At 56.7% G+C, this 26,074-nt stretch carries 25 protein-coding genes and 1 pseudogene; 10 read left to right on the top strand and 16 right to left on the bottom strand.

The genetic code is table 11. The annotated features are described in order from the left end of the window. Position 1 precedes the first annotated feature (1 nt). The gene (locus Abin_RS14530) at positions 2 to 1,054 is read right to left on the bottom strand and encodes a glycosyltransferase family 61 protein (protein WP_048848218.1); all 1,053 of its coding nucleotides are present in this window, start codon (positions 1,052 to 1,054) and stop codon (positions 2 to 4) included. A gap of 169 nt (positions 1,055 to 1,223) precedes the next feature. On the opposite strand from Abin_RS14530, the gene Abin_RS14525 reads away from it, so the two are divergent. Further along, entirely contained in the window at positions 1,224 to 1,679 is a 456-nt protein-coding gene (locus tag Abin_RS14525; RefSeq protein WP_048848216.1) for a hypothetical protein, read from the top strand. 233 nt (positions 1,680 to 1,912) lie between these two features. Here Abin_RS14525 and Abin_RS14520 read toward each other — a convergent pair whose 3' ends face one another. Then, positions 1,913 to 2,938: an enoyl-CoA hydratase/isomerase family protein gene (locus Abin_RS14520; RefSeq protein ID WP_048848214.1), complete on the bottom strand. Its 1,026-nt coding sequence runs from the start codon at positions 2,936 to 2,938 to the stop codon at positions 1,913 to 1,915. A 62-nt stretch (positions 2,939 to 3,000) separates the two neighbouring features. On the opposite strand from Abin_RS14520, the gene Abin_RS14515 reads away from it, so the two are divergent. Together Abin_RS14515 and Abin_RS15970 are read left to right on the top strand one after the other, a co-directional pair. Then, positions 3,001 to 3,495 carry a flavin reductase gene (locus tag Abin_RS14515; protein ID WP_048848211.1) on the top strand — a complete coding sequence of 165 codons (495 nt, stop codon included), beginning with the start codon at positions 3,001 to 3,003 and terminating at the stop codon, positions 3,493 to 3,495. A gap of 98 nt (positions 3,496 to 3,593) precedes the next feature. Continuing rightward, positions 3,594 to 3,725 carry a hypothetical protein gene (locus tag Abin_RS15970; RefSeq protein WP_255319346.1) on the top strand — a complete coding sequence of 44 codons (132 nt, stop codon included), beginning with the start codon at positions 3,594 to 3,596 and terminating at the stop codon, positions 3,723 to 3,725. 108 nt (positions 3,726 to 3,833) lie between these two features. Here the strand turns inward: Abin_RS15970 and Abin_RS14510 are convergent, their stop codons facing one another. Genes Abin_RS14510 through Abin_RS14500 form a run of 3 tightly spaced genes read right to left on the bottom strand, consistent with a single transcriptional unit; the run spans position 3,834 to position 6,443 of the window. After that, a complete protein-coding gene (locus Abin_RS14510) occupies positions 3,834 to 4,637 on the bottom strand; it encodes a metal ABC transporter permease (protein WP_048848209.1) in 804 nt (267 codons plus the stop codon). Next, positions 4,630 to 5,442 carry a metal ABC transporter ATP-binding protein gene (locus tag Abin_RS14505; protein WP_255319345.1) on the bottom strand — a complete coding sequence of 271 codons (813 nt, stop codon included), beginning with the start codon at positions 5,440 to 5,442 and terminating at the stop codon, positions 4,630 to 4,632. The genes Abin_RS14510 and Abin_RS14505 overlap by 8 nt, the downstream gene beginning before the upstream one ends. Then, positions 5,439 to 6,443: a metal ABC transporter solute-binding protein, Zn/Mn family gene (locus tag Abin_RS14500; RefSeq protein ID WP_255319344.1), complete on the bottom strand. Its 1,005-nt coding sequence runs from the start codon at positions 6,441 to 6,443 to the stop codon at positions 5,439 to 5,441. The genes Abin_RS14505 and Abin_RS14500 overlap by 4 nt, the downstream gene beginning before the upstream one ends. A 50-nt stretch (positions 6,444 to 6,493) precedes the next feature. Here Abin_RS14500 and Abin_RS14495 point away from each other — a divergent pair, with 50 nt between their 5' ends. From Abin_RS14495 to fdhD, 5 genes are all read left to right on the top strand, one after another. After that, the gene (locus Abin_RS14495) at positions 6,494 to 7,054 is read left to right on the top strand and encodes a transcriptional repressor (protein ID WP_371862218.1); all 561 of its coding nucleotides are present in this window, start codon (positions 6,494 to 6,496) and stop codon (positions 7,052 to 7,054) included. A 130-nt stretch (positions 7,055 to 7,184) separates the two neighbouring features. Beyond that, complete coding sequence (locus tag Abin_RS14490; protein ID WP_048848204.1) at positions 7,185 to 8,504, top strand: hemolysin family protein; 1,320 nt, start codon at positions 7,185 to 7,187, stop codon at positions 8,502 to 8,504. Positions 8,505 to 8,865: 361 nt separating this feature from the next. Further along, positions 8,866 to 9,291, top strand: coding sequence for a glycine zipper family protein (locus Abin_RS14485; protein WP_048848202.1), 426 nt, complete (start codon positions 8,866 to 8,868; stop codon positions 9,289 to 9,291). A 191-nt stretch (positions 9,292 to 9,482) separates the two neighbouring features. Beyond that, complete coding sequence (gene mobA, locus Abin_RS14480) at positions 9,483 to 10,106, top strand: molybdenum cofactor guanylyltransferase MobA (RefSeq protein ID WP_048848200.1); 624 nt, start codon at positions 9,483 to 9,485, stop codon at positions 10,104 to 10,106. Beyond that, a complete protein-coding gene (fdhD, locus tag Abin_RS14475) occupies positions 10,096 to 10,890 on the top strand; it encodes a formate dehydrogenase accessory sulfurtransferase FdhD (RefSeq protein WP_255319343.1) in 795 nt (264 codons plus the stop codon). Before mobA ends, fdhD begins: the two co-directional genes overlap by 11 nt. Positions 10,891 to 11,001: 111 nt before the next feature. Here fdhD and Abin_RS14470 read toward each other — a convergent pair whose 3' ends face one another. From Abin_RS14470 to phoB, 4 genes are all read right to left on the bottom strand, one after another. Then, entirely contained in the window at positions 11,002 to 12,735 is a 1,734-nt protein-coding gene (locus Abin_RS14470) for an OprO/OprP family phosphate-selective porin (RefSeq protein ID WP_048848198.1), read from the bottom strand. Positions 12,736 to 12,909: 174 nt separating this feature from the next. Continuing rightward, positions 12,910 to 13,923 carry a phosphate ABC transporter substrate-binding protein PstS gene (gene pstS / locus Abin_RS14465; protein WP_048848310.1) on the bottom strand — a complete coding sequence of 338 codons (1,014 nt, stop codon included), beginning with the start codon at positions 13,921 to 13,923 and terminating at the stop codon, positions 12,910 to 12,912. A 110-nt stretch (positions 13,924 to 14,033) separates the two neighbouring features. Then, positions 14,034 to 15,314 carry a sensor histidine kinase gene (locus Abin_RS14460; protein WP_052948250.1) on the bottom strand — a complete coding sequence of 427 codons (1,281 nt, stop codon included), beginning with the start codon at positions 15,312 to 15,314 and terminating at the stop codon, positions 14,034 to 14,036. Positions 15,315 to 15,345: 31 nt separating this feature from the next. Then, positions 15,346 to 16,038, bottom strand: coding sequence for a phosphate regulon transcriptional regulator PhoB (gene phoB / locus Abin_RS14455; RefSeq protein WP_048848196.1), 693 nt, complete (start codon positions 16,036 to 16,038; stop codon positions 15,346 to 15,348). 209 nt (positions 16,039 to 16,247) lie between these two features. On the opposite strand from phoB, the gene Abin_RS14450 reads away from it, so the two are divergent. Continuing rightward, on the top strand, positions 16,248 to 16,523 hold the full coding sequence (locus tag Abin_RS14450; RefSeq protein WP_048848194.1) for a hypothetical protein: 276 nt from the start codon (positions 16,248 to 16,250) through the stop codon (positions 16,521 to 16,523). A gap of 84 nt (positions 16,524 to 16,607) precedes the next feature. On the opposite strand, the gene Abin_RS14445 is transcribed toward Abin_RS14450, so the two are convergent. The 7 genes from Abin_RS14445 to trpB form a co-directional block, all read right to left on the bottom strand. Beyond that, on the bottom strand, positions 16,608 to 17,723 hold the full coding sequence (locus Abin_RS14445) for a metallophosphoesterase (RefSeq protein ID WP_371862217.1): 1,116 nt from the start codon (positions 17,721 to 17,723) through the stop codon (positions 16,608 to 16,610). 156 nt (positions 17,724 to 17,879) lie between these two features. Continuing rightward, positions 17,880 to 19,169, bottom strand: coding sequence for an adenylosuccinate synthase (locus Abin_RS14440; protein WP_048848193.1), 1,290 nt, complete (start codon positions 19,167 to 19,169; stop codon positions 17,880 to 17,882). Between the two features lie 75 nt (positions 19,170 to 19,244). Continuing rightward, on the bottom strand, positions 19,245 to 20,480 hold the full coding sequence (locus Abin_RS14435; RefSeq protein ID WP_048848191.1) for an ATP phosphoribosyltransferase regulatory subunit: 1,236 nt from the start codon (positions 20,478 to 20,480) through the stop codon (positions 19,245 to 19,247). A 27-nt stretch (positions 20,481 to 20,507) separates the two neighbouring features. After that, positions 20,508 to 21,989 carry an ATP-binding protein gene (locus Abin_RS14430; RefSeq protein WP_048848189.1) on the bottom strand — a complete coding sequence of 494 codons (1,482 nt, stop codon included), beginning with the start codon at positions 21,987 to 21,989 and terminating at the stop codon, positions 20,508 to 20,510. Between the two features lie 17 nt (positions 21,990 to 22,006). Further along, positions 22,007 to 23,248 (bottom strand): TIGR03862 family flavoprotein, encoded by a 1,242-nt coding sequence (locus Abin_RS14425; protein ID WP_048848187.1) that lies wholly within the window; start codon positions 23,246 to 23,248, stop codon positions 22,007 to 22,009. A gap of 47 nt (positions 23,249 to 23,295) precedes the next feature. Further along, positions 23,296 to 24,138, bottom strand: coding sequence for a tryptophan synthase subunit alpha (gene trpA, locus Abin_RS14420; RefSeq protein WP_048848185.1), 843 nt, complete (start codon positions 24,136 to 24,138; stop codon positions 23,296 to 23,298). Beyond that, the gene (gene trpB / locus Abin_RS14415) at positions 24,135 to 25,379 is read right to left on the bottom strand and encodes a tryptophan synthase subunit beta (RefSeq protein ID WP_048848304.1); all 1,245 of its coding nucleotides are present in this window, start codon (positions 25,377 to 25,379) and stop codon (positions 24,135 to 24,137) included. The genes trpA and trpB overlap by 4 nt, the downstream gene beginning before the upstream one ends. A 247-nt stretch (positions 25,380 to 25,626) precedes the next feature. Here trpB and Abin_RS14410 point away from each other — a divergent pair. Next, positions 25,627 to 26,074: pseudogene (locus Abin_RS14410) on the top strand (hypothetical protein); the annotation flags it as partial.

The following is a 26,074-nucleotide window of genomic DNA, read 5'->3' as shown; positions in this document are numbered from 1 at the left end:
GTCAGGCTGCAAGAAGGGCCTCAATCTGGGATGGCATGATTGAAAAAGGTTCATCCCACCCGGTTGTTTGCTCCTCCCGCATCGGCCCGCGTACTTCATGATAATCAAGCCCGCGTAAAGCAGCAATAAAAGCAAAAAACGTGTCCGGCATGGTGGCGGGGGCCAGCGTGATGATTTTGGCCGACGGGGAACAGAACACGATATTCGTCAGGCCAGCCCCCATAACCCCCACCACAATGCGCGCAGCCTTAAAAACCTTTATCTGCTCAAGAAAGGTCAGTTCTGAGGGATCAACCCCTTTAAAGCCATGCCTGTTCAGCATTGCCTCAATATCAGCATAGTCCGTAAGCTGGCGGTTACTGTTTGAACGTTTCACATACAGGTTCTGGGGGGATCCATTTGGCACACATGCCCGCATGGCGTCAGTGCGAGCAAAAACCAGCGGAGACATATAGACCCCATGGTCGGTAAGGCCATTGACCATGACCAGTTCTTTGAAAAAACAGACATCGTCATTCCGCATGGTCAAAAATTCTGGCTGATAATGGGATGACAGAGCTATGGAATCACGGACAACATGGGTCATGGCCGCGCTCAATTCAGGCACAACCAAAATGGGACGTTCCATATACTGTTCCGCCACCCAGAGTTTGGGTAGAACCTCTATTAACCAATGCCCGTAATTATGGTCCCCTCGTTTACGGAGCAACAGCGCAGAAGGTCTGATTTCAGGCACGCTGTGCGCTGACTGCACACGCATAAAGGCACGGTGACATTCATCCTGCGTGTGCTGCGTTACACTTTGCGTAATCAGCTTTTTTTCAGCCGTAAAAACCAGACCTTCTTCAGTCACAAAGACATCGAACAGTTTTGTGAGTGTGACGGGACGCGGCGCATGATGCCCTGTCAGCCAACCCGGTCGCATCGCGTCCAGAATGGGCTGCGGGATAAGATGCAAATTCTGCACATGCGGCACAGGCATTGTAAATTCAGGTGACAGAATTGTTGCGACTTCCAGCCGATGCACGGCCTGTATGTCTGTAAATTCTATCATCTCTGTGTCCGCTTTTCCTCAAACAATGCTGGTCAAGACTTCTAGCATGCAGCCTGTTTTCCAAAAAGTTGTCCTCCTTTTCAGTCCCCTGCTGCCTCGGTCTCTGGTTGACGGATATTAAGAAAATAATCACATTTGGTTAACCATTCATTAAGAAATATCCCTCCGCATGATTCCTGCCACCATTCTTTCCGAAGCGCTCGGGTTTAATCCTTTTGATGCCAGTCAGCCGACTCTGGCTGTACCGCAGGCCGTTTTTTCTTTTCTGCTCCAGTCTTATCTCGCGCAGCTTCCTTTTGATGAAGCCGCCTACCTGACCGCCAACCCTGATGTTGCACAGGCTGTACAGGACGGAGAGTTTGACTCTGGGTTGAGTCACTTTCTTCAGATTGGATATCAGGAAGAACGCGGTGGTTTTGGGTCTGATTTTCAGGAAGACTGGTATCTGCAACAGAACACAGACGTGGCAGTTGCAGTCAGGTTAGGCGACTGGCCATCAGGCCAAGCGCACTATCAGGCACATGGGAAACAGGAAGGGCGCTGCCCTTCCCCCACTGTTCGGGCAGTCTATGAACAGTGGCAGGCTTTGCTGAACCAGCATCCCTCTCCCAAAACGAGTAAATAGCTCGGCTCTAACCTGCGGGGGAAGCTGGATAAAAACCAGCTTTAGGCTGCCCGCCCTTCTGCGAAGCGGGTTGTGCTTTGAAAAAGCAAATAGCAGCGTCACAAGGCTTTTGGCCTGAAATGGGCTGCCCTTCACGCCATAATCAAAGACGCATCCCGTCTATTTCAGGCACATCCCCGTATTCAGGGCCCCACGTTTTTTACTAGTCGCATTTCTACTGCTCAATCAGCTGATTACGACACCTGCTTAAAGCAGGCTTCGACCTCACTTCTGTCTAATTCCGCCAATGTCCGGGGGTGCCAGCGCGGCGCATTATCCCGATCAATCAGTCGTGCCCGCACGCCCTCAGCAAAATCGGCCCGGCGTATCAGACAGTTCACAAGAGCCGTCTCCTGTTGAAATGCTTCTGAAAGAGATGAAAGGAACCGTGCTCGGTGCCACGCACCCCAAGCAAGCTGCACGGAAAACGGACACGCACGGGATAAAGCGTCAAGATCCTGACGGGCCTCTTCACTGTCGTGCTCGGTCAGGTTGCGTATGGCATGGTCCAGATCGGGGGCATTGTAACACGTATCCAGACTTTGAACGGACACGCTTTGTGAGGCTGGCGGGGTCACTGTAAAGACATCTTCCGGCACTTTGTCAGCCAACTGATCAAGAAAAGTTGGCAGCGCTTCTGACGCAATCAATGTGTCTGCAAAGCCCATTGTTATGGCTGCCTGACCATCCATACGGTTACCGGTTACGGCACCCCGCAAACCGGAAAAGCCGGGGGCTCGGCTTAATATCCAGGACCCGCCAGCATCTGGCGTCAGGCCAATGGCTGTCTCGGGCATGGCCACAACGGAGCGTTCCGTCACAATCCGGTAGGTTGCGTGACCACCCAGCCCTATCCCGCCACCCATGGCAATTCCGTCCAGAACTGACACGGTTGGCTTGGGGTACGCGGCAATCTGCTGCATGATGGCGTAAACCCGGCTCATCTGCCGGAAGGCTTCATCAGCACCTTCAATCTGTAGCAGTTCGCATATTCTTTTCAGATCCCCCCCTGCACAAAAGGCGCGAGGGGACGAACTTTCGAGCACGACAACCGCGACGTTTGGGTCATTGCGCCATGCCTCCAGGGTACGGGCAATGCCTTCTGCCATGTCGAGATCAACAGCATTCAAGCGCTTTGGGCTATCAAGTATAATGCGGCCCATATGCCCTGTGCGGCGGGTTTTGACACTGGATGTGCCTGAAAGGCTTTCCTCAGTCATTGCTTTCCTTCTTTATTCATGCACAAAACACTCTGCTTAAAAGAGGGATTAAAGGAGAGCAGATGTTGGCTTTGGACACCAGCGCCTTCCGTGATGCAATGTCCAGACTTGGCGCAGCTGTGAACATTGTGACCACAGGAACGCGCACCGACCCGGTTGGCTTCACGGCATCGGCCGTGTGCTCGGTCACGGATACACCCCCGACTCTGCTTGTGTGCCTGAAACGCGATAGCCGCGCCCGCCCCGCATTTGTGGAAGGCGGCCCGCTGTGTGTGAACGTCCTTTCTTCCGCGCAGCAGGCGCTGTCCAACCATTTTGCCAGCCCAAACAGCATGGAAGAGCGCTTTACAATTGGCCACTGGACAACGCTTGCAACAGGGGCCCCTGTGCTGGAAGAAGCCGTAGCCACGTTTGACTGCTGCATCAGCCAGATTGTTGAGGTCGGCACCCACAGCGTCATGTTCGGCATTGTCGAGGCCCTGCGCATTAACCAGAATGTTGGGGGGTTGGTCTATTTCAACCGGGCCTACCATCACCTGCCACACGCACCGGAATAAGCGGGGCATGGACGGCGGCTGGAACGCCGCCTATGATGGGCTAATCAGCCTGGTCGTTTGATAACCCCAGAGCCTTGAAGAAACAGGAACCAATCGTCATGGCCGCACCAAAAAACAAGCCGCAATACGACGTGCCGGTGATTACCCTAAAGGCGCTGATTATCATGCATGCCGTGCTTTTTGTGCTGCTGGCACTCTGGGCCTGGCTTGACTGGTCCCTGCCCCAGTAAATCCGCCTGTTATCGTAATCAGCCGTTTACCTACACCAGTTGCCGCACCTTTACGCGAGGGTGGGCTGACGTTCTAAAGACCTATTTTACTCTGCATCGACGCGCTTTTTAAGTGGTCTGTCGCATGACGAAGCGGCTAAACAGACCCGCTGCAACAAAGCCAATACCCCCCAGAGCCGCTATCCAGAAAGATGTCGGGTAATCTGTCTGCCATGACAGCACTAGCCCGCCCCACGCTTCACACAACGCAAGTAACGCTGACAGCATCAGCCCAGCCAGAGGCGCGACACCCAGCCGCAAGACCGTAGCAGCAGGGGCCACCATAAGCGTGAACACAAGAAGGACGCCGGTTATCTGCGCACATTCGGCGGTTGCAAGAGCCACCAACGCCAGAAACAGCACATCCAGCAGGCGCATGGGCACACCTTTGGCTTCAGCCAGTTCGGGCTGAAGGGATGCGAACAGCAGCGGGCGCGCCATAATACCCAGTGCCAACAAACACCCGACACTCAGCAGGGCAAGCCAGCCCAGCATACCTTTGCTGATACCCAGAATATCGCCAAATAAAAGAGCCGTAGCCGCGCTGGCGGATTGCGTTAGAAAGTGCAGAAAGAGCGCCCCCGCACCCATGGTAACTGACAGCACTAGGCCGATCATAACATCGCGCCCGGCAACGCGGTCGCCCGCAAAGCCCATCAGGATACCAGCGACCAAAGCCCCGGTGCTTAAACCCGCGAGCGGAGAAACACCAACAAGCAACGCCCCGGTAGCACCGGCAAACCCGACATGGGACAGTGCGTGGCTGGCAAACGTCTGGCCACGTAAGACCAGAAACCAACCTACTGGCCCGCAGACAATCGCGACCAGAAATGCTGCCAGAAACGCGGTGCGCATGAAGTCATAATCAAGCATGCGTGTGGCCCCCGGTGCAGTCATGGGGTTGCAGTGCAGCACCGCCGCCCTCCGCCACAACAAAGACACGGCCACCAGCCCGCACCACATCAACCGGGGCACCATACAGGGCTGTCAAAGCCTGTGTGGTAATGACGTCATCCACAGTGCCCAGCAAGGCTTTGCCACGCGCCAGATACAGCACGTGGTCCATCAACCCCAATAACGGATTGATATCATGAGCCGACATTAGGACAGTCATACCGCGAGTCTGCGCCAGCGTATGGATGCGCAATGCAGTTTCTCTCATACGGGCGGGATCAAGGCTGGCCAGAGGTTCATCAAGCAAAAGTAGGGACGGATCATCCAGCAATGTCTGGGCCAGAAGCAACCGCTGCCTTTGCCCCCCGGAAAGCGTACCGACTGGTTTACGGGCCAGATCGACTGCATCTACAGCCTCAAGAGCCGCCTTTACTGCAGCACGGCCTGCGCGCCCACACCAGGGCAAGCCCCATTTCTGCCCCCGGCGGGCCGCGGCAACCATGCTCCAGCCACTTAACTGACCGCCCACCAGTTTCCGCATTTGCGGCATATACCCGATAGCGGGGCTGCCCCTGTGCACCGGTATTCCGTTAACCCGCAAAGTACCCGTGTGGCTGGGTTCAAGACCAAGCAGCCCACGGAACAGCGTGGTTTTCCCTGCGCCATTCGCGCCCAGAACGACGACGAAACTGCCTTTGGGGATAGCAAAGGTAATGTCTTGCAACACCACCTGCCCACCCCGTGCCAGCGTGACATGATCGACCTCAAGCGCAGGCAGGATCACGGTGTAACGCCCAAAGCATCCGCTACGTTTGTCACGGTCTGGTCAACCCATGTTTGCCAATGTTCGCCCGCTGGCATGATTTCAAGCACGGGCAGCACAGGAATACCAACCTGCTTTGCGCTGGCAATAAGCCGCTGAACCGATGGTCTGTCAGCCTGAGCGTTATAGGCCACCAGCCGCACCCGGCGCTGGCGGATATCATCATCAAATGCAGCAACAGCCGACGCGGGTGGTTCCACATCATTCATGATAGCCTGTTGAAACGCCCGTTCTTTCATCACCAGCCCCAGACTATCGGCAAGGGGCGTAAAAACAGGCTCGGTCGCGGCCACAGGTTGCCCCTCTATTTTAGGTCTTAGGGCTGCAATATGCGCCCGAACAGCATCAATCGCAGCAAGCAGTGTCTGACTGCGTGCGGTGTAGCCTGCCGTATGGGCCGGATCAACCTGCTGGCACAGTGCTGTAAAATGGCCAACAAATGCCGCCACAGCTGCTAGATTATACCATAAATGCGTATTGTCGCCTTTATGCCAGCCGCCCCAGCTATCGGCCCGCACCATCGGAGCCGGAGTTGAGCGCGCGCTGGCCAGATGCTCCATCCACGCGTCGTATCCGGCCCCGTTGGCAACCAGAAGCGTGGCATCATGCACACGGCGCGCTTCTGCCGGGCTGGGCTCGTAAAGATGCGGGTCAATCGTGGGTGTCGTCAGAATGGAGGTGACGTGAATGTCTGGTTCTGCCACCTGGGCGGCCAGATCACCCCATGTGTTTTCTGCTGCAACGGCTGTCAGCGTGGTGTGTGTCGTCGTGGGGGCAACTGTCTGGGCATAGGAAGGCACAACAGTCAGGCAGGATACCATCAGGCCGGACACACATGACATGGCTAGACGCATAAGATACAGACTCACCCCGGTTTCTGCCCCCACCGGGCAGGCTGCCTTCCTAACACTAGATGTGATAATATAACATAGTGTATTCTGGGCCAGAACAGTCGCTGCCAACAGTTTTGCCTTCACGCGCCTGCATGGCTAAGATAGGCCCAGAACGGATAATGACCATGAAATCTGCCATGCAGCCTGCTTCTCCTGACAATTTCTCTCCGGCCACGCAAGCCTTGCTAGACCGCGCAGAAGGGCTATGCACCCGGCAGGGCGCACGCCTGACACAGCAACGCCGTGAAATTCTTGGCCTGATTCTGGACGCCCCCACGCCCGTTGGGGCGTATGACCTGCTTGAGCAGATCAAGTCGCCTGAGCGCAAACCGGCCCCACCTACCGTTTACCGGGCGCTCGATTTTCTGCTGGAACATGGGTTGATACATCGTATCGAAAAGCTGTCAGCATTTGTTGCGTGCACGCATCTGCTCCATAATGACCACGCCCATGATTGTGCGCATGACCACCATCATGATGATATGTGTCTGCATACGGCGCAGTTTCTGATCTGCCGGTCCTGCAAAAATGTGACAGAAATCAGCACACCCGCCATTCTGGATGCCGTTCGGGCCACCTGCCGGGCGGAGGGATTTGTTATTCAAAGCGCGTCAGTTGAAATTGAAGGGCTCTGCGCTGCCTGTGCACAGAAACGACCAGCCCCGGCCCACGCCCACTAAGCCATTTATACCTGCGACAGAGTTTCTTTACTTTCCTGTTTAACCTGCCTCTTACCCTAGCCGATACACGCAGCACAGGGTATAATAGGAAGTGATACCTTCCTTTTTCTCTCGTTTGCAGAGTTTTCTCTTGATCCTGTTCCTGATGGGCATTGTGGCCCTTGTCCTGCTGATTGCGGTCAGCATCCTGATTTCCCTGTCGGAAATTTCCTTCGCGGCTGCGCGAGAAGTCCGGCTACGCTCACGCGCAGAAGCAGGGGACAAGCGGGCACAGGCGTTTCTGGCCCTGCGCCGCAATAGTGGTCAGGTCATTACTGTTCTGCAAATCTGCCTGAACGGTGTTGGTATTCTGGGCGGTATTGTCAGTTCAGAAATGCTGTCCCCCCCCAGTGCGGCCCTGTTAATGCAGTGGGGGCTTTCCAGCGGATTATCCGAAAAACTGGGAGCTGCGTTCAGCTTTGTGCTGGTAACGGGCGTATTTGTGCTTTTTGCCGACCTGCTGCCCAAACGCGTTGCCATGAATGCGCCAGACAAGGTTGCGCTGGCTATTGGCTGGTTTCCCAAATTTGCCCTTCGGGTGCTTTATCCCTTTGTCTGGATTTTCTCCAAAGTATCAGACGTGGTGCTGCGGGCCTTGAAAATCCCGGCAGCATCGGCAGTAGAACCTGTCACGCCGGAAGATTTGCGGGCGATTCTAGCAGCAGGCACAGCCTCTGGCGTACTGCTTGAACAAGAGCACCAGATGATCCAGAACGTGCTTGGCTTGCAGGACCGTTCAGTAACATCGGCCATGACCCCGCGGGACGAAATTGTTTATCTGGATGTGCAGGACACAGCACAGAGCAATTATGAAAAGGTCCGCGCCAAGCCGTATTCCCGGTATCCTTTGTGCAATGGCGGGCTGGATAAAGTCATTGGTTCCATCCGTTCAGAAGACGTTCTTGCCTCCGTTGTGGACCCAAGCCTGATTCCCGCACCCGAGGACTCCCCCCTTCCCAACCCCATTTTCCGTATGCGGCGGGATGTACTGTCCGTGCCCGAAACCCTGAACCTGTGGGATACACTGGCCCAGTTTGATACCCACGGTGTGGGGTTTGCGCTGATTGTCAGTGAATATGGGCTGGTTGTGGGCCTGATTACCTTCAAAGACATTATGGGTGCCCTGATGGACGGGTTGGCCAACCCGTTTGAAGAACAGGCTATTGTGCGGCGTGATGAAAATTCATGGCTGGTGGATGGCGCGGCCCCCATTGGCGACGTAATGCGTGAACTGCATTTGCTCGAACTTCCGGGCAGCGATCAGTTTGATACGATCAGCGGATTTGTGATGCATCGCCTGCGCCGTATGGCCCGTAAAACGGACCGGGTGGATGAATGTGGTTTCCGGTTTGAAGTGGTGGATGTTGAAGGCTTCCGCATTAACCAGCTGTTGGTGACACGCCTATCCTGACTGAAAAACAGGCGCGGCTAGCAGGAGCCTGTTAGCTCATAGAAGCTTGAGAACTGGGGTCCGCGCCCTCTGGCAATCGAACAAGGGCGGGACGTGCCTGTCGGCTGCAAATCAATCCCGTGTCTGAATACAAATATTTTACCGGTACTTTTATAAGAATTCACAAGAAGACGTTTCGGGTCTTTGAAGCACTCGGCCTGTTTTCCTGACAGCCAGTAAGCAGAGTTTTTTTGCCAACTTGGCGAACCTTCAGGCGCATGGTTCGTTTGCATTTTTACTGTTTAGGAGTATTTTGCCCTGCCTTAAAAATGCTCTATTAATCAGGCATTTTATTGTCCAACCGTAACAAGAGTATCGAACAATGAAACTTGGACATGCCTCCTTCTTCCTGCTTCCGGCTCTGGTGCTGGCAGCATGTGCAGAAACGCCTATGGGGCCAACCGCCATGGTTCTGCCCGGACCGGGCAAAGACTACGCCACATTCTCTCAGGAACAGAATTTCTGTCGGTCTCAGGCCGCAAGCAGTGTCAACGGGCAGGCTGAACGTCAGAACCATCGCGCTCTGCTGGGCGGTCTGGCAACGACGGCTCTGGGTGCTGGTCTGGGTGCTGCGGCCGGTGGCGGCGTTGGTGCTGGTATTGGTGCGGGTGCTGGCGCACTGGGCGGCACACTGGGCGGTGGCGCTTATTCCAATTCGCGTCAGGGTGGCATCCAGCAACAGTATGACAATGCTTACGTGCAGTGCATGATTGCTTATAAAAACGTGCTTCCGGCCCGTAACTACTGATCCACTTGCTCCAGCAAACCGCTCTTACCAGACTATTTTCTGGTTTAGGGTCGCCTTAAGACCAAACAGGAACCTCGCTTTTGCGGGGTTCTTTTTTATTTGTCTGCGGTAGAAAGCCTCTCAAAACTCCTTATTTACAGCCGTCCATAAATCCTCTTGCACATCCACAGCGGGAGGAGGATTCTGCCAGCATGATTTTTCACTCTCCTTCTGCCCGGACCGGGGCTGTTATTCTGGCTGGCGGTCAGGGCCTGCGCATGGGCGGGTGCGATAAGCCCCTGCTTTCCATTGCCGATGTCCCTGTTCTGACCCATCTGATTGACCGGTTACAGCCACAGTGCCAAGCCCTTGCCATAAGTGCCAACGGAAACCCCGATCGGTTTTCTGCGTGGGGATTACCGATCTTGCCAGATACGATGCCTGACTATGGGCCGCTGGCTGGCGTGTTGGCCGCATTGGCATGGGGTCAGTCGCACAATCTTGAAACAGTGCTGACGGTGCCGGGTGACACACCGTTTATCCCCGCCAACCTTATGGCTGATCTGCTACCTGCACCCGCTGTTGCCGTATCGGATGGCAGGCAACATCCGCTGGTAGCCACATGGCCGGTATCGGCGTTTCATGCGTTACAGGACTGGCTGAACAAGCCAGATTTTCCAGACAAATTGCGTGTGCGCGTGTTTGCCCGAACTCTGGGTATCCGCGAAGTTACGTTTGCAGCAGGATATTATGATCCCTTTTTCAACATCAACACGCCGGATGAGTATGCAACAGCCTGCACGTTAGCCGATAAGGAACAGGCTGATGACAGATGATCTGATTGTGTCATGGGATGCTGAAAAACTAACAGACACAACAAGAGAGCAGATATCCGTAAAGTTAGCGGAAGAAACCCCTGTCGGGTTTGTTTTCAACAGTGTTCCCTATGCTGTCATGATGGCAACCTGTCAGGATATGGAAGATTATGCCTACGGTTTTTCCATAACGGAACGTCTTGTTTCAAACCCTGAGTCCATCAAAGCCATTCGGGTTGAAGAAACGGATGATGGCGTAAGCCTATCCCTTGCAATTTCTGGAGAAGATTTCAGGCGATTGCTTCAATCCCGTCGTGCCATGACAGGGCGGACAGGATGCGGCATTTGCGGAAGTGATGACCTGAAAAGCCTACATACGCATCTCGCCAAAGTTCCGCAAAAACCACCTGTATCCATTGCAGCTATTCGGAAAGCCTTGGCGGCCTTACCCGCCGCCCAGACACTCAATGCACAGGTGCGTATGGTCCACGGGGCCGCATGGTGTAGCAGCAGCGGCGATGTCACCCTGCTGCGCGAGGATGTCGGCCGCCATAACGCTTTGGATAAACTGATTGGCGCAGGCATACGGCAGAAGGCTGATTTTTCAGAAGGCTTCTGCCTGATTACCAGCCGGTGTTCTTATGAAATGGCACAAAAAGCGATTGTGGCTGGGTTTACAACGCTTGTTGCCATTTCTGCTCCCACTACACGCGCATTACGGCTTGCTCAAGACGCTGGGTTAACCATCGTTGGCCTTGCCCGCACACCATCACAATATCTGTTTACAGGCACAGTTCAGTCCTGATTTGTGCGCTGCGCGTAGCGTGCTGCACTTTCTGTCACCATGCGTTCATAGAAAAAGGGGAGGCTTTTCAGCCTCCCCTTTTTTAGAAAGATTGTGCAGGATGGTTTGTGATTAGAAACCAGCCTGAACACGGACAGCAACAGAGTTCCCTGTGCGGCCTGCTGTGTTGGTCGCCTGCTCACTGCGGGACACAATGAAGTGGCTGTAGTCAAGCATGATACGGAAGTGACGGTTTGGATACCAGTTCAGGCCGCCCGTCCAGACAGTCTGCTGACCACCACGGATCACGTTCTTGGAATTTCTGTCGTTCAGGTTACTGTTCAGGTCAATCACGCTGTAATGACCAACGACTTCAAGCGCACCCCAGTGGTTCAGTGCTGGGTTGAACTCTTCGTTTTCCTTCACGCCAGGTGCCGTAAACGCACCCATTTTTTCGCTATACAGACGGGGCGTGCCAAACAGCGTATAGGCTGCTGACCCATACCAGCCCTGGAAGCCTGCGTTTTTCAGGCCATTTTCGCGCTGCACACCAACATGATAATACTCACCCTTCATGAGCAGACGGTTCCAGCGAACGCCCAATTCCGGACCAGCGGCCCAGACCTGCTTGGCGCTGGCGATGGCACCCGTAGCCGCCAGATTGGCTTCACCAATGTCAAATTCAGGACGCTGCCCAAAAGAGGTAGAGCGTGTGCAGGACGTTGCCGTGCCCGACGTAGAAGACGCCGCGTTACATGCCAGACGGAAGGCCGTGATACCGGACGCACCCATGTGCACATCCCAGTCTTTTGTGGCAACCGGACGGCCCGCGACACGTAGCGTAGCCCCTGTCTGGCTGTCCATGGTCGTGCCGCTACCGCCACCGTAGTAAGTGGAGCTGACGTCAGACGCGTTACGATGACCCCATTCCTGCCCGGTGAAATAACCGGCAACCCACCAGCGTTTTTCATAATGCAGCGCACCAACACTGAAGCGGGCGTCACCTGCGGCAATGTTACGCACCATGTCAGTGATGCTTGGACGTTCAAGCGTGAAGAAGTCGTTGGAGCTTTCGGAATCTTCTTCTGTCACGCGTGGCTGGAAGTAACCCACGGTCAGAATTGTATTGCGCAGACCGGTATAGTTCAGGTTGCCTTCATACAGCCCCACATAACCGTCGTTATGGTTGGCGCCGAAGTCAGGCGTGACGGCCGCAACAAAGTTTTTGTAGCGGAAGGTGAACGGAATACGCAGACGACGCATGTTGCTGGTGAAGCTGTTGAAAGCACCGCGGCCTTCGCCATGACGGGGGCCGGAGTTAAAGAAGCCACCAAAATCTTCATGGAAGGCCAGACCGATAGACAGCGCGTAAGCGGCATCTTCCGTGGCAACCGTAAAGCGGCCTTTCGGGAAGCCGACGATCATGCCACCGACATGCACGTTTTCATCATTGATGGTGGCGTGACGGAAAGATTTCCAATCCATGACGTCGCCACGGTCAGACGTCGGGGTGCCTGCACCGTTCAGGCGGATCCGTGTTGCACCGGGAGCGGGTTCAGCAAACTGAACGCGTGGGTCCGTAGCGCCAGCGACAATCTGGCGACGGGACGGATGAACACCCGATTCCGCCGTCTGCATGTCACCACGGCCCATGTGACCCTGTTTGTGAGCTGATGCTTCGCTATGGGCCAGACGAACCTTCAGGGTAGAAATCTGCCCCATCATTTCCTTACGCATCTGCGCCATTTCCAGACGCAGAGCACGAATTTGTGCATCATCTGAAGAAGAGGCAACAGCAGCGGGCGCTGCACCACTCATCAGCAAAGATGCAAAGGCTAGAGAAGAAGCAACAATTTTACAGCGCATCGGGACCGTTCCCAGTGAAGAAAGGATGAGCGCTGAATACGTGTCTTTCCGTTGCTTGTGCGTGATGGTTTCGTGATGGTTTCATGACAGTTTTATGAAAAAAGGGCCGCCTGAAAATTCAGGCAGCCCCTCGCTAAAATAACTTATGAAATATATAAATTTACTGAATAAGACTTACTTCCAAGAAGACAGAATGTCTGTTTTTACAGACTGCGGAAGCGCTACGTAATCAAGCTTTGCAGCAATTGCATCGCCCTTTTCAAAGCCCCAGGTAAAGAAGCTGCGCACAGCCTTGCCGCGTGCTGCATCTTTGGGGGGAACAGGGGTCAGCACGTAGGTGGCAGAAACAATCGGCCATGCGCCATGACCAGCCGTATCAAGAAGATCAACCGCGAAGTGGGTTGCGTGCTTCCAGTCTGCGGATTCGGCAGCGTGTGCAAAGCTGGTCTGGTTTGCTTCCACGTCGTCACCGGCATGGTTACGCAGTTTGGTGGTGGTCAGGTGGTTGCGGCTGGCATACGCGTATTCAACGTAACCAATTGCCCCTTCAGTGTTCTGCACGGTCGCAGCAACACCGTCATTTCCGCGCGCACCCAGCCCACCGGGCCAAGAGATGGACGTGCCAGCACCCAGATTGTTCTTCCAGGCATCAGAAGAGCGAGCCAGATAGGACGTGAACACGAAGGTGGTGCCAGAACCATCGGCACGGTGGATTGGGGCGATGGCCAGATCAGGCAGCTTCACACCTGGGTTCAGGGCTGCAATCTTGGCGTCGTTCCATTCGGTAATGTCACCAGCGTAGATACCGGCCAGCACTTCGCCGCTCAGACGCAGGGCGTTGGCTTTCATACCGGGAATGTTCACAACAGGAACAATACCGCCCATGACCGTGGGGAACTGGAACAGATGAGCAGATTCGATTTTCTGTGCATCCATCGGGGCATCAGACGCACCGAAATCAACCGTTCCGGCAAGAACCTGGTTCTGCCCGGCGCTGGAGCCAACGCTCTGGTAGTTCACAGCAACGCCGGTTGCGGCTTTCGCAGCTTCACCCCATGCTTCATAGATGGGCGCGGCAAAGCTTGAGCCCGCGCCGGTAACGCTTTCAGCCATGGAGACGCCGGGCAACGCGGCGGAAAGGCTGGTAGCCGCGAGCAGAATGGCGAGTGGCCGGAATGAAAGACGCATTTCGGTATGATCCCTGGACATCTTATAAAAGAACGCAGCGGTGCTACGCCTGACCTCTCCCTTAAAGGGTCTGTTCCCTAAAAGGTAATGACGTCTTTAAGACAGTTTTGTTACTGTTTTGTGACAGAGGCAGTCTGCGCCAGTGGCAGCCAGATCTTGCAGGTTGTTCCCTGCCCCACCGTGCTTTCAACCACAAAGCGCCCCCCATGCCGGGTAATGATATGCTGCACAATGGCAAGCCCCAACCCGCTGCCCTGCACAATGGCAGACGTTTTGGGTACCCGGTAAAAACGTTCGGTCAGACGCGGAAGGTGACGGGCTGCAATACCGGGGCCTGTGTCTGAAACACTCAACACCACCCCAGAGCCACCCGGCCAGCCATCCCGCGGGGATGCCAGATGACAGCCAACAGTTACCTCAAGCGGAGCCAAGCGCGCTTCTGCGCCATCATGGCTTCCGTATTTCAGGGCGTTTTCAACAAGATTGATCAGCACCTGCAACATCTGGTCTTCATCGCCAGCCACGGAAAGATCCGGGTTTTCTGGCGGTTCGACGTGTAGCTCTGCCTTGTTCTGTCTGAACAGAATCGTAGTTTCGCTTTGAAGGCGATCACATAAATCGGTCAGTTTGATCTGCCCGCGTGGCCGCTGGTGCTCAAGCATCTGCACGCGTGACAGATACAGCAATCCGTCAAGCAGACGCTGCATACGCCGGCCCTGTGCCGCCATAATACCCAGAAACTCTTTCTGGGCTTCCGGGTCATCCGCTGCGGGGCCTTGCAATGTTTCGATAAAGCCCATCAGGGCGGCCAGAGGTGTGCGGAGTTCGTGGCTGGCGTACGCGACAAAATCGGCATGCTGGCGCTCGGTAATCTCCGCTTCCGTGACATCGAACAACGCCACAAAGGTCAGGGAAACCGTGCGACGTTCCTCGCCCCGTTCTTCCTCGCAGGCAAAAATATTCTTCGGAAATGCTTTTTTCTGGAAAAAACCGCGCACAATCCGATGAAGTGGAACGTCCAGCACAATGCGGGCTTCCTCAACCTCATCAGAACGATCACGCCCGCGGGTTGCCAAACGATCAAGCGCACCCTGAAACGCAGGATGCCGTTCTATGCTGCCCACGCTTTCAGCAAACTGACGATAAGCCTGTGGGGAGGCATAAAGCAGCCGCCTGTCCTGATCGAGCACCAGAACCGCCGATGGGAGGGAGGACACAACCTGCTCGACCGCCATAAGCATGCGGACTTTGGCAGGAATGAACGGGGGTGGTTCTGGTTGATTTTCGATCTGCTGGTCAGCCCCGCGACGCAAGGCAACAACCGTCAGTCCGGCCCCCAGAATCCCCCCGGTTAATGCACCACAGGCCGCAATCAGCACAGCATGCATCATGGCTCACGACGCCTGTGGTCTTCAGGCAAGATCAGTCCTGCGGCAGATCAAGCGCGTAACCACGGGCCCGCACGGTTCTGATCAGGTCTTTTTCGTCCCCTTCGTTCAACGTCTGACGCAGGCGACGGATATGCACATCAACCGTACGAAGCTCCACGTAGGAACTCCGCTCCCACGCGTGTTCCAGAAGTTCTTCGCGCGAGAACACCTGCCCCGGGTGGCTCATCAGGAATTCAAGCAGGCGGTATTCGGTGGGACCCAGTGCCAGAAGACGGCCGTTGCGTTCAACCTTGTGGGCCACGCGGTCAAGCACCAGCGTTTCAAACTGGAGGGTTTTACTTGGCGGTGGCAGACGGCGCAGCATGGCCTTCACGCGTGCAAACAGCGTTTCCATACCAAAAGGCTTGACCAGATAATCATCCGCGCCCGTATCAAGGCCGCGCACACTATCGGTTTCCTGCCCGCGCGCACTCAGCATGATCACGGGCAATGTCCGGGTTTTAGGCTGTTCGCGCAGACGGCGGCAAACCTCAATCCCCGATACGCCCGGCAACATCCAGTCAAGCAGAACCAGATCAGGCATGCGCTTGGCAATCTGCTCTAGCGCGTCCTGACCATCTGTTGCCAGACGGACCTCATAATCCTGCTTTTCAAGATTATAACAGATAAGCCGGGAGAGTGCCGGATCATCTTCAACTACAAGAATGTTCGTTTTCTGCGTCATGACCTGCCCATAACGATTCGAGCGCAGAATAGGCTGTGGCCGTGTAAAAAAACAACCGTGCCCCCGAAAACTGGCGCTTTGCAGCCATTGCGCACAATGCCATCCTGATGTGCGAAATCTTTATATACAAACGCGCACTTCCTGGATTATGGGACCGAAAAGGAGCTGGACCGGTAATCGTGCCGGATGCACCTCCAGGATACGCTCGCATGAGTATTTTTCGCACTTCCCTGCCGCAAAGCGGCACGGACACCCGCCTATCCGTGAAAGTTTTATTAAAAGCGTTTGTGGCCCGGCTTTCCGGGGCTTTTCGGGCCCGTGGCATGCTGCAACTGGGCATGCTGGAAGGCATTGTTACCACATTGGATGAAAACGCCCGTAAGGACCGGCTTCGCGCCCTTTATCCTACAACACCCCATTTTGGCAGTTTTGCAGCGACCCCGACCGCAACCGCCATGCAGGTTCCGACGGAAGGTCCGCTCTGAAGCCCTCCGTCCCGGAATTACCAGCAGGCCTGTGTCGTTACCCGACCATTAAAGGGCCTGCTTTTGCTAAATCTGGGCGGTCTGTCAGGTTTCAGCCGTTAGCGTGAAACGGGTCATTTCAGGCGGACACCCCAGACGAAGAGCAAAACCGGGCCACAGGCCTGTGCCGTTGCTGACATACAGGGTCATGCCACCTACACGATAACGCCCCGACACAAAGCCATTGTTTCCACGCGCCACAAGGCGGTCTAGCCCTACGATCATGCCGCCATGTGTGTGGCCTGATAGCTGAAGCGCAACCCCATGATCAGCCGCCGTTGCGGCCATACGCGGCTGGTGATCAAGCAGGATAACAGGCGCCCCGGCAGGGCTGTTCTGCAAGGCAGCCGTAATATCTGGCCCTTCTTGACCATGAGCAGACGCGGACAAATCCGTTACGCCCGCGACAACCAGTTTACCTTCCCCCCGCGCCAGAACGGTATGAGTATTCAGCAGCATGGTGATGCCAAGCTGAGAGAGACGCTGCATCCAGTCGTTATAATCGAAAAAATACTCATGATTGCCCGCCACCGCCAGCACGCCATCCGGGGCGTGAAGCGCTTCTAGTGGTGCGGTATCAGCCTGACGCATTACAACAGACCCGTCGATAAAATCACCCGTGACAACAATCAGGTTAGCCCCGGCAGTGTTGGCACGCGCCACAACGGCTTTTGCCCATGACGCAGGGAACAGCCGACTGATATGCAGGTCTGTCAGTTGCAGCAGACGATAGCCTTCAAACTGCGGCGGCAGGCCCGCAATCGTGACCCGGACATCTTTGACGGCCGGAACTTTGATCGCGTTCATCACCCCTACCGCTGAGAGCAGAAGGGCGAAAAGGGCAACTACTTCCCGCACAGTGTCTGGGAGAGACACCAGACGCCAACGCACAAGATCAAGGCCAAGCACGCCGACATCCAACACAAGCTGAAAGAGGGCCAGAAACAGTACAGCCGCCAGCAACCAGTTAAACAGGATAACAATCAGCCGGGGAAATTCAGGCGCAAACACCGATCCAGACGAAAGGCGTGACCAGAAATAATAGTAAGAGACGATCATGACCCCCAGCCCGATTGCCACTTTTACCCCAAAAGGAAGTGCCAGCGGCAAAAGCCAGTTGAGGATCACGATGAGACCGGGGAGCATGAATGTCAGCAGCAAAGCACCTGACTCCTTTCAACAGCGATACGCCCCACAACCGCAAGGCGCATAAAAAACCCGGCCATCGGAAGCACCGGGCCGGGTATTCTTATCGTTTGGTGTGATCGGCAAAAGCCTTGCGGTCTTTAGCGCGCACCTGAACCTGAAACGACGTAATCAGTCTTCAAACGGGTCACGCATCAGAATGGTATCATCGCGGTCTGGGCTGGTAGAAAGAAGCGTGACGGGCGCACCCACCAGTTCTTCAATACGGCGCACATATTTGATTGCCTGCGCGGGCAGATCCGCCCAGCTCCGGGCACCGTGCGTCGTGTCTTTCCATCCTTCAACCGTTTCAAATACTGGCTTGATACGGGCCTGTGCCGCTGGGGACGATGGGAAACGCTCAATGGTTTTTCCATCAAGTTCATACCCAACGCAGATACGGATTTCATCAAATCCATCCAGCACGTCCAGCTTGGTCAGTGCCAGACCGTTCACGCCACCAACACGCACAGCATGACGCACCAGAACGGCGTCAAACCAGCCACACCGACGGGGACGACCTGTTACCGTGCCAAATTCATGCCCCCGTTCGCCAATCTTGCGGCCAACATCATCATGCAGTTCAGACGGGAACGGCCCTTCACCCACGCGGGTGCAATAGGCTTTGGCAATGCCAAGCACAAACCCGGCTGCGCTGGGGCCCATACCAGACCCTGTGCCCGCGTTAGAGGCAACCGTGTTTGAGCTTGTGACAAACGGATAGGTGCCGTGGTCAACATCCAGCATGACGGCCTGCGCGCCTTCAAACAGAATGCGACTGCCTGCACGCCGGGCTTCATCCAGAATGTCCCATGTGGGTGCAGCAAATGGCAGCACCTTAGGCGCGATGTCTGTCAGGAAAGCCAGCAGGTCTTCTTTTTTGAACGTCGGTGCACCCAAGCCAGCCAGAAGTGTGTTGTGGTGCAGCAGCAGTTCGTCCAGCTTCCAGTCAAGCGTTTCAGGCTCGGCCAGATCGCACAGACGGATGGCACGCCGGGCAACCTTGTCTTCATACGCAGGGCCAATGCCGCGACCTGTCGTGCCGATTTTACGGTCACCGCGTGCGGCTTCACGCGCACGGTCAAGAGCCCCATGAACAGGCAGAATCAGCGGTACGTTTTCAGCAATTTTCAGGGTGTCGGGGGTGACAACCAAACCCTGTTCCTGAATACGGGCAATTTCAGCCAGCAGGGCCTGTGGGTCAACCACCACACCGTTGCCGATAACACCGATTTTGCCGCTGACAACGCCAGAAGGCAGCAGGGAAAGCTTGTAAACCTGATTGCCAACAACCAGTGTATGGCCGGCATTGTGGCCACCCTGAAAACGGACCACAATGTCCGCACGGCTGGCCAGCCAGTCAACAATCTTGCCTTTACCTTCGTCGCCCCACTGGGCGCCAATTACGGTGACGTTGGACATAAACAGTCTGCTCCTGGAAAATCTGCCTGATGGCGCCCCATCAGGGGCAAAGGCACCGCTTTGAACAGGCGGCTGTTACTCAAGCTCCGTGCACGTGGCACCTGAAAGAATGTGGCTGCACCCAAGACGACGGGCTTCTGCCCGGTCACGCTCTGGTCCTGTCGGGGCCGCAGCACCGCCACCCTGTGCGCTGCCTGTGACGGCGAGACCACCCAGAGCAGCCAGCGTGGCATAGCCCTGTTTGCGCAGGCTGGCAGCGACGTGACGGTCAGCACCCGGTGCCAGATAAACCCTGGGGCGCGCTGCGGCAGGCGGGATCATGCGGAACAGCACATCGGGCCGGAAGGTGAGGCCACAGGCTGGTTCGTTATCGTTACACAGATAACGGCCGCCACGGCCCAGTTCTTCTGATCGGCCCACGGCAAAAACGGTCACGCACACGCCGGTATGATACTTCCAGCCACGGAACTCGACAGGGTCAACCGTCAGGCGCAGGGTTGGGTTCAACGCCCGCACAGCTTCAACCGTATCTGCCAGACGCTGAATAATAGCACGGGAGCGTGGGGGCAGATTAATACGGGCCAGCAGCGCCACGGCCTGTTCAGCCGGACCAGCCGCACGCAACAGGGCAATAAGCGTTTCGGCCAGCATGCCGCCTAGTTCTGCCACTGCGGCGGCGTCTTTACGGTCAAGCGCACGCATCAAAGCGGGGCGCACGGTGGGTGGCACCCCAGCTTCTTCCAGCAAGGCGGGCACAAACGGCGGCATGGTCAGGTCAAACGACACACCGGGCACACCCAGATGATCAAGCGCTTCAGCCGCCACAGACACGACTTCGGCATCGGCATGAGGGGTATCCGGGCCAATCAGCTCGATCCCCGCCTGCATGATCTGCCGACCGCTTTCTTCAGCCGCCGCAGGCATGACAACCACGCATGACCCCGAATAAGACAGGCGCAGCGGACGCGCAGCACCACCAAGGCGAGTCGCAGCCATACGGGCAATCTGGGGGGTGATGTCAGGCCGCAGCACCATCATGCGCCGCGTGTCCGGGTCCATCACACGGAAGCTCTGCTCGGTCAGGGATGACCCGGACCCCGCAAGCAGCGTTTCCTCAAATTCCATAAGCGGTGGCCGCACGCGGTCATACCCGTGTGAGGCAAACACGCCCATAAGCGCATCCACACCTTCTGCCTCGGTCCGGGCATCAGGCGTGAGCAGGTCTACAAAGCCGGCCGGCAGCAAGGCCGGACTGAAAGGCGGGTCATCCGTCATGGTTCGGGCTATAGCACCGCAGGCCGCGCCCGTCATGCCCGCAAAGTGGCACTTTTTTGCGTATTACGCCTGCGGCACGCCCGGCAGCGTTTCCCAACCCGGCCCAATGACGGTAATCACCCGCCGCCCCATGCCGTCTGCCTGCAACACTATGACGTTTCTGTCTTCCAGCCATTCCAGCAAACGACGGGCACGGCCCTGTGACACTGTGCCATAGACGCGGGCAATTTCAGAATCGGATGGGCATGGCTGCCGATCAATGGCGGTGCGGGCCAGAAATAGAAAGACTGACTGCAAATCTTCCGGCAATGAAGCGGCCAGAGCCTCGGCTTCCTGCCACTGGGGCGTGGCCGACAGATCCTCACTCACACCGCTGCGGGCTGTTGCCAGCGCCCGGTTAAAGCCTTTCAGATCAAGCGCGTTACGCCCCAGACCGGCAATACGGCAGCGCACCAGAAAATCCTGATAAAGCACGGATGCTGACCGGAATGACGTTTCATCATCCGCCATCATATCGCGCACAATTGCCGTCATGCGGGATTCGCGCTCACCCTGATCTTCCGGTGTTTCGTCCTGTTCCTGCTCCACCTGTGCGGCGGCGGCCTGTGCCTCACCATGCGCTGCAAGCTGGGACAGCAGGTCAGGCGGCGGGGCGACGGGGGCTTTTCGCGGCCGCGTGAAACTTTCAGCAGCAGGCAGCGGGGCCAGAATCAGGTCATGCACCGGGGCCGATGGGGGTTCAAACGGTGTCAGCACCGGCCCTGCCGAACGGCTTTCCGTTTCAACCATACCAATACGGACGGGCGTTGGCCTGCGACACATAGCGGGACCAAGGGCAACAAATGTACCGCGTGGCAGGTCACGAAATGCCTCGGCCTGACGCCGCTCCATCCCCAGAAGGTCAGATGCGCGGGCCATATCGATATCAAGGAACGTGCGGCCCATCAGAAAATTCGATGCCTCGGCCGCCACGTTCTTGGCCAGCTTGGCCAGACGCTGGGTGGCAATCACCCCGGCAAGCCCGCGTTTACGCCCACGGCACATCAGGTTTGTCATGGCCCCGAGCGAGGAACGCCGCGCTTCGTCCGAGACCTCACCCGCGGCGGCTGGGGCAAAAAGCTGCGCTTCATCCACCACCACCAGCACGGGATACCAGTAGTCACGCGGGGTTTCGAACATACCGCCCAGAAATGCGGCGGCCCATTTCATCTGCTGGTCTGCGTCCAGACCTTCCAGATTCAACACGACGGAGGCGCGATGCATACGCATGCGTTCACCCGCCGCATGCAGGGCCATTTCCGAACAATCGGCACCGTCAATCACCAGATGGCCAAATTTGTCGGCAAGACTGACAAAGTCGCCTTCCGGGTCAATGATTGCCTGCTGCACCAGTCGGGCAGACTGTTCCAGCAAACGCCGCAAAAGGTGCGATTTGCCCGAGCCCGAATTGCCCTGCACAAGCAGTCGCGTTGCCAGAAGCTCGGCAAGGTCCATCTGTGCGGGGCCGCCACCCGGCACTTCACCCATTGTGATCATGTTGGTCATGGGGCCACTCGATACCGCTAGGAGCGGGTCTCCCGCAACCACTGCAATGCACCCTGTGCGGCTGCACGGCCTGTTGCCAGACACGCATGCAGCAGATAACCGCCAGTCGGGGCTTCCCAATCCAGCATTTCACCAGCAACAAACACACCCGGCATGGCCCGCACCATAAACCGCGCATCACATGCGGCCTGCACTACCCCCCCGGCTGAAGAAATAGCCCGGTCAATCGGTTCCGGCCCCGTGAGCATGACCGGCAAAGCCTTCAGACGCGTGGCCAAGGCGTGAGGCGCGGAGGGTACTTCCCCAGCTTCCCGTAACAAGGCGGCCACGACCGGTGGCAAACGCAGAGCCTTGCGGAGGCGATTTGAAAGACTTTCACGCGGACGCACATTGGCCAGACGCGTTGCCAGAACGTCCACCGTCAGATCAGGGCGCAAATCAAGGAGCAGTTCAGCCTGTCCCTGCTGTGCCAGACAAGTTCGCAAAGGGGCAGATAAGGCATAAAGCGCCCCCCCTTCCAACCCATTTGCCGTAATCACAACCTCACCACGCACAGTATGATCAGCAAACCGCAATGCAACAGGTTTCAAAGGGGTTCCGGCAAACCGGGTGCGCAGAGGATCGGACCAATTGGCACGGAAACCGCAGTTGGCAGGTACCAGAGGCTCGACCTCAACACCGTGAGACCGCAACAGCGGCACCCAGGCTCCATTACTGCCCAGTCGGGGCCAGCTTGCACCGCCCATAGCCAGCACAACGGCATCTGCCACGAACGGACTGGGCAATGTGTCAGGCAGCACATCCCGACCCGCGGCGGGGGCAAAAGTCAGGCCGCCAGAGGCATCCCACCCAGTCCATTCCACACGGGTATGAAGCAGAACCCCTTGGTGCTGTAGTCGCGCAAGCCACGCCCGCAACAGGGGAGACGCCTTCATGGCCGTGGGGAATACACGCCCCGAAGACCCGATAAAACTTTCCTGCCCCAGACCCGCCATCCAGACGCGAATATCATCAGTCGTCCATGCGGCCAGCGTTGGGGCCAGCCATGGGGCTGCCTGCCCATACCGGGCCAGCAGATGATCCGGCGCTTCCGAATGGCTGATATTCAGCCCCCCACGGCCCGCCATAAGCAGTTTACGGCCTATGCTGGGCATGCGCTCTATTACCTGCACGGCGCACCCGGCGGCCGACAAACTTTCTGCTGCCGCCAGCCCGGCGGGGCCACCGCCAATAACCGCAACCCTATAGGACGTACTCATGCTCTAGCGTACGCCCACAAACACAGACACAGAACACAAAAGCAGCATCAGGCAGGCTGATCCGCGCTCACTGTTCCGGCCTGCACGGCGGTAGCCAGCGCCTTGATCTGCTCCAGCACGCGCGGCAGAGTTTCGGCTGTGGCTTTCCCTTCTGCATCCAGCGTGTCTGCCAGTGTGGCCAGCAGCGCCGACGCGACAACCGCACCATCGGCAATACTGGCGGCTGTGGCGGCCTGCTGGGGAGAGCGAATACCAAACCCGATAGCAACCGGCAGGGTGGTTGCCGCGCGGATACGCGGCAACGCCGCTTTCAGGTCATCCGTGCTGGCAGCACGTGTACCGGTAATGCCAGTAATACTGACGTAGTAAACAAAACCAGATGCGTGAGAGAGCACATAACGCAGGCGGTCATCAGACGTAGTGGGGGCTACCAGACGAATGATATCCAGCCCGGCGTCTTCAGCCGGTTTTTCAATAACGTCAGCTTCTTCCGGGGGAAGATCGACAATAATGAGCCCATCAACACCTGCCTTGGCGGCATCTGTGCAGAAACGGTCATACCCGTATGCTTCAATCGGGTTCAGATATCCCATCAGAATAACAGGGGTTTCCGCATTATCCTTTCGAAATTCTGCAACCATGGCCAACACGCCCGGCAGAGTTGCGCCCGCTTTCAGACCACGCCGTGCGGCTGCCTGAATAACCGGACCATCTGCTGAGGGGTCAGAAAACGGCATACCGATTTCTATCAGGTCAGCCCCGGCGTCTGGCATAGCTTTCAGCAGAGCCAGCGATGTTTCCAGATCCGGGTCATACGCTTCAAGATACGGGATGAGCGCGCCGCGCCCTTGGGCGGCCAGAGATTGAAAGCGGGCGGCGATGCGGCTCACAGTTTGACTCCCAGATGTTCGGCAACGGTGAAGATATCTTTGTCACCACGGCCCGAAATATTCACAACCAGCAAGGTGTCTTTTGGTAAAGTTTGTGCAATTTTGGTGGCATATGCAATGGCGTGGGCTGATTCCAGCGCGGGAATAATGCCTTCCGTACGCGTGCAAAGCTGGAAGGCATCAAGGGCTTCCGTATCTGTCGCGCCCACATATTCCGCACGCCCGATATCATTCAGCCAGGAATGTTCCGGCCCAACACCCGGGTAATCAAGCCCCGCGCTGATGGAATGGGCTTCATCAATCTGCCCATCGGCATTTTGAAGCAGATAGGTTCTGTTACCGTGCAGCACACCGGGGCTGCCACGCTCGATCGAGGCAGCGGTTTTACCGCTATCAAGTCCACACCCGGCAGCTTCCACCCCGATCAACCGGACGGAGGGGTCATCCAGAAACGGATGGAAAATCCCCATGGCGTTAGAACCACCACCAATAGCCGCCACGACAACATCAGGCAGGCGGCCTTCGGCGGCGTGCATCTGTTCCTTCGTTTCCTCACCAATCACGCTCTGAAAATCGCGGACCATAGCGGGATATGGATGCGGGCCAGCCACGGTACCTACCAGAAAATAGGTATCGGCGACGTTAGCCACCCAGTCACGCATGGCCTCGTTCATGGCGTCTTTCAGAGTACCCGCGCCGGCGGTAACAGGCACGACTTCCGCGCCCAGCAGCCGCATGCGAAACACGTTGGGGGACTGACGTTCAACATCGGTCGCGCCCATATAGATCACGCACTTCATGCCAAACAAGGCGCAGACGGTTGCGGTCGCAACGCCATGCTGTCCGGCACCCGTTTCCGCCACAATGCGGGTGCGCCCCATGCGACGGGCCAGCAGAATCTGTCCCATGACGTTATTCAGCTTATGAGAACCGGTGTGATTCAGTTCTTCACGCTTCATGTAGATTTTCGCGCCGCCCAGTTCTTCCGTCATGCGGCGGGCAAACCATAGGGGGCTGGGACGGCCCACATAATCGCGCAGATAAAAATCCAGCTCTTTATGAAAAGCGGGGTCTGCCTTGGCGGTATTGTAGGCCTGCTCAAGCTCAAGCACCAATGGCATCAGCGTTTCCGCCACAAAGCGACCGCCATACCAGCCGCCAAAATGACCACGTTCGTCCGGTCCATGCCGAAGGGAATTGGCTTGCGTTGCTGTTATGCCGTGTTCTACCGGGTCCGCCATTGCTGGTTCTACCGCTCCTGTGTCGCGTTGTGTCGGGGCCGCCTTGGCCACCAGACAGGTTTCTGGCTTACCAGAAGGCACAAGCCCTTGCACAGCCCCCGCATACGTTAAAACCCGCCCCTTGCCAGCATGGGGCACAGGCGGGCATACCCTAGCAAAGCCCTGCCGTGCCGCCTGCATCCCCCAGTGTTGTACGCACACGGCAGTGCAGAGACATATGCTGCGACTGACAGGCAGGGAGAGTTGCATGTTTCTGGCCCACCGGCCCGGCATGCCCGCACGGGCGGTCGAAAACGAAGCTGATGCAGAAGGAGTCACCTGGCTTGATCTGCTTAACCCCACCCCGCAGGAGCATGATCTGGCCAGCCGCCTATGTGGCCAGCCTGTACCCACATTTGATGATCTGAACGAAATTGAAAGTTCGTCCCGAATCAGCGTGCGGAATGGGGCGGCATTTCTTTCCACCCCCATGCTGAAAAAAATCGGCACGGAATTTCAGGCCTCGCCCGTCGGGTTTATCCTGACGGCTGACCGCCTGATAACCATCCGTTTTCAGGCCTATCCCTCATTTGAAGCCCTGGCGCGACTGGTTGCTGATCACACGGTTGCCCCTAAAACCGCCGACCATCCCCCGGCCGCCCACAACATTGGCACTGGCACTGGCACTGGCACTGGCACTGGCACTGGCACTGGCA

Origin of the sequence: Acetobacter indonesiensis (assembly GCF_000963945.1) — a bacterium.
Taxonomy (GTDB): Bacteria; Pseudomonadota; Alphaproteobacteria; order Acetobacterales; family Acetobacteraceae; genus Acetobacter; species Acetobacter indonesiensis.
The sequence above is the reverse complement of the archived record's forward strand: the minus strand, read 5'-3'. Positions and strand labels throughout refer to the sequence as shown.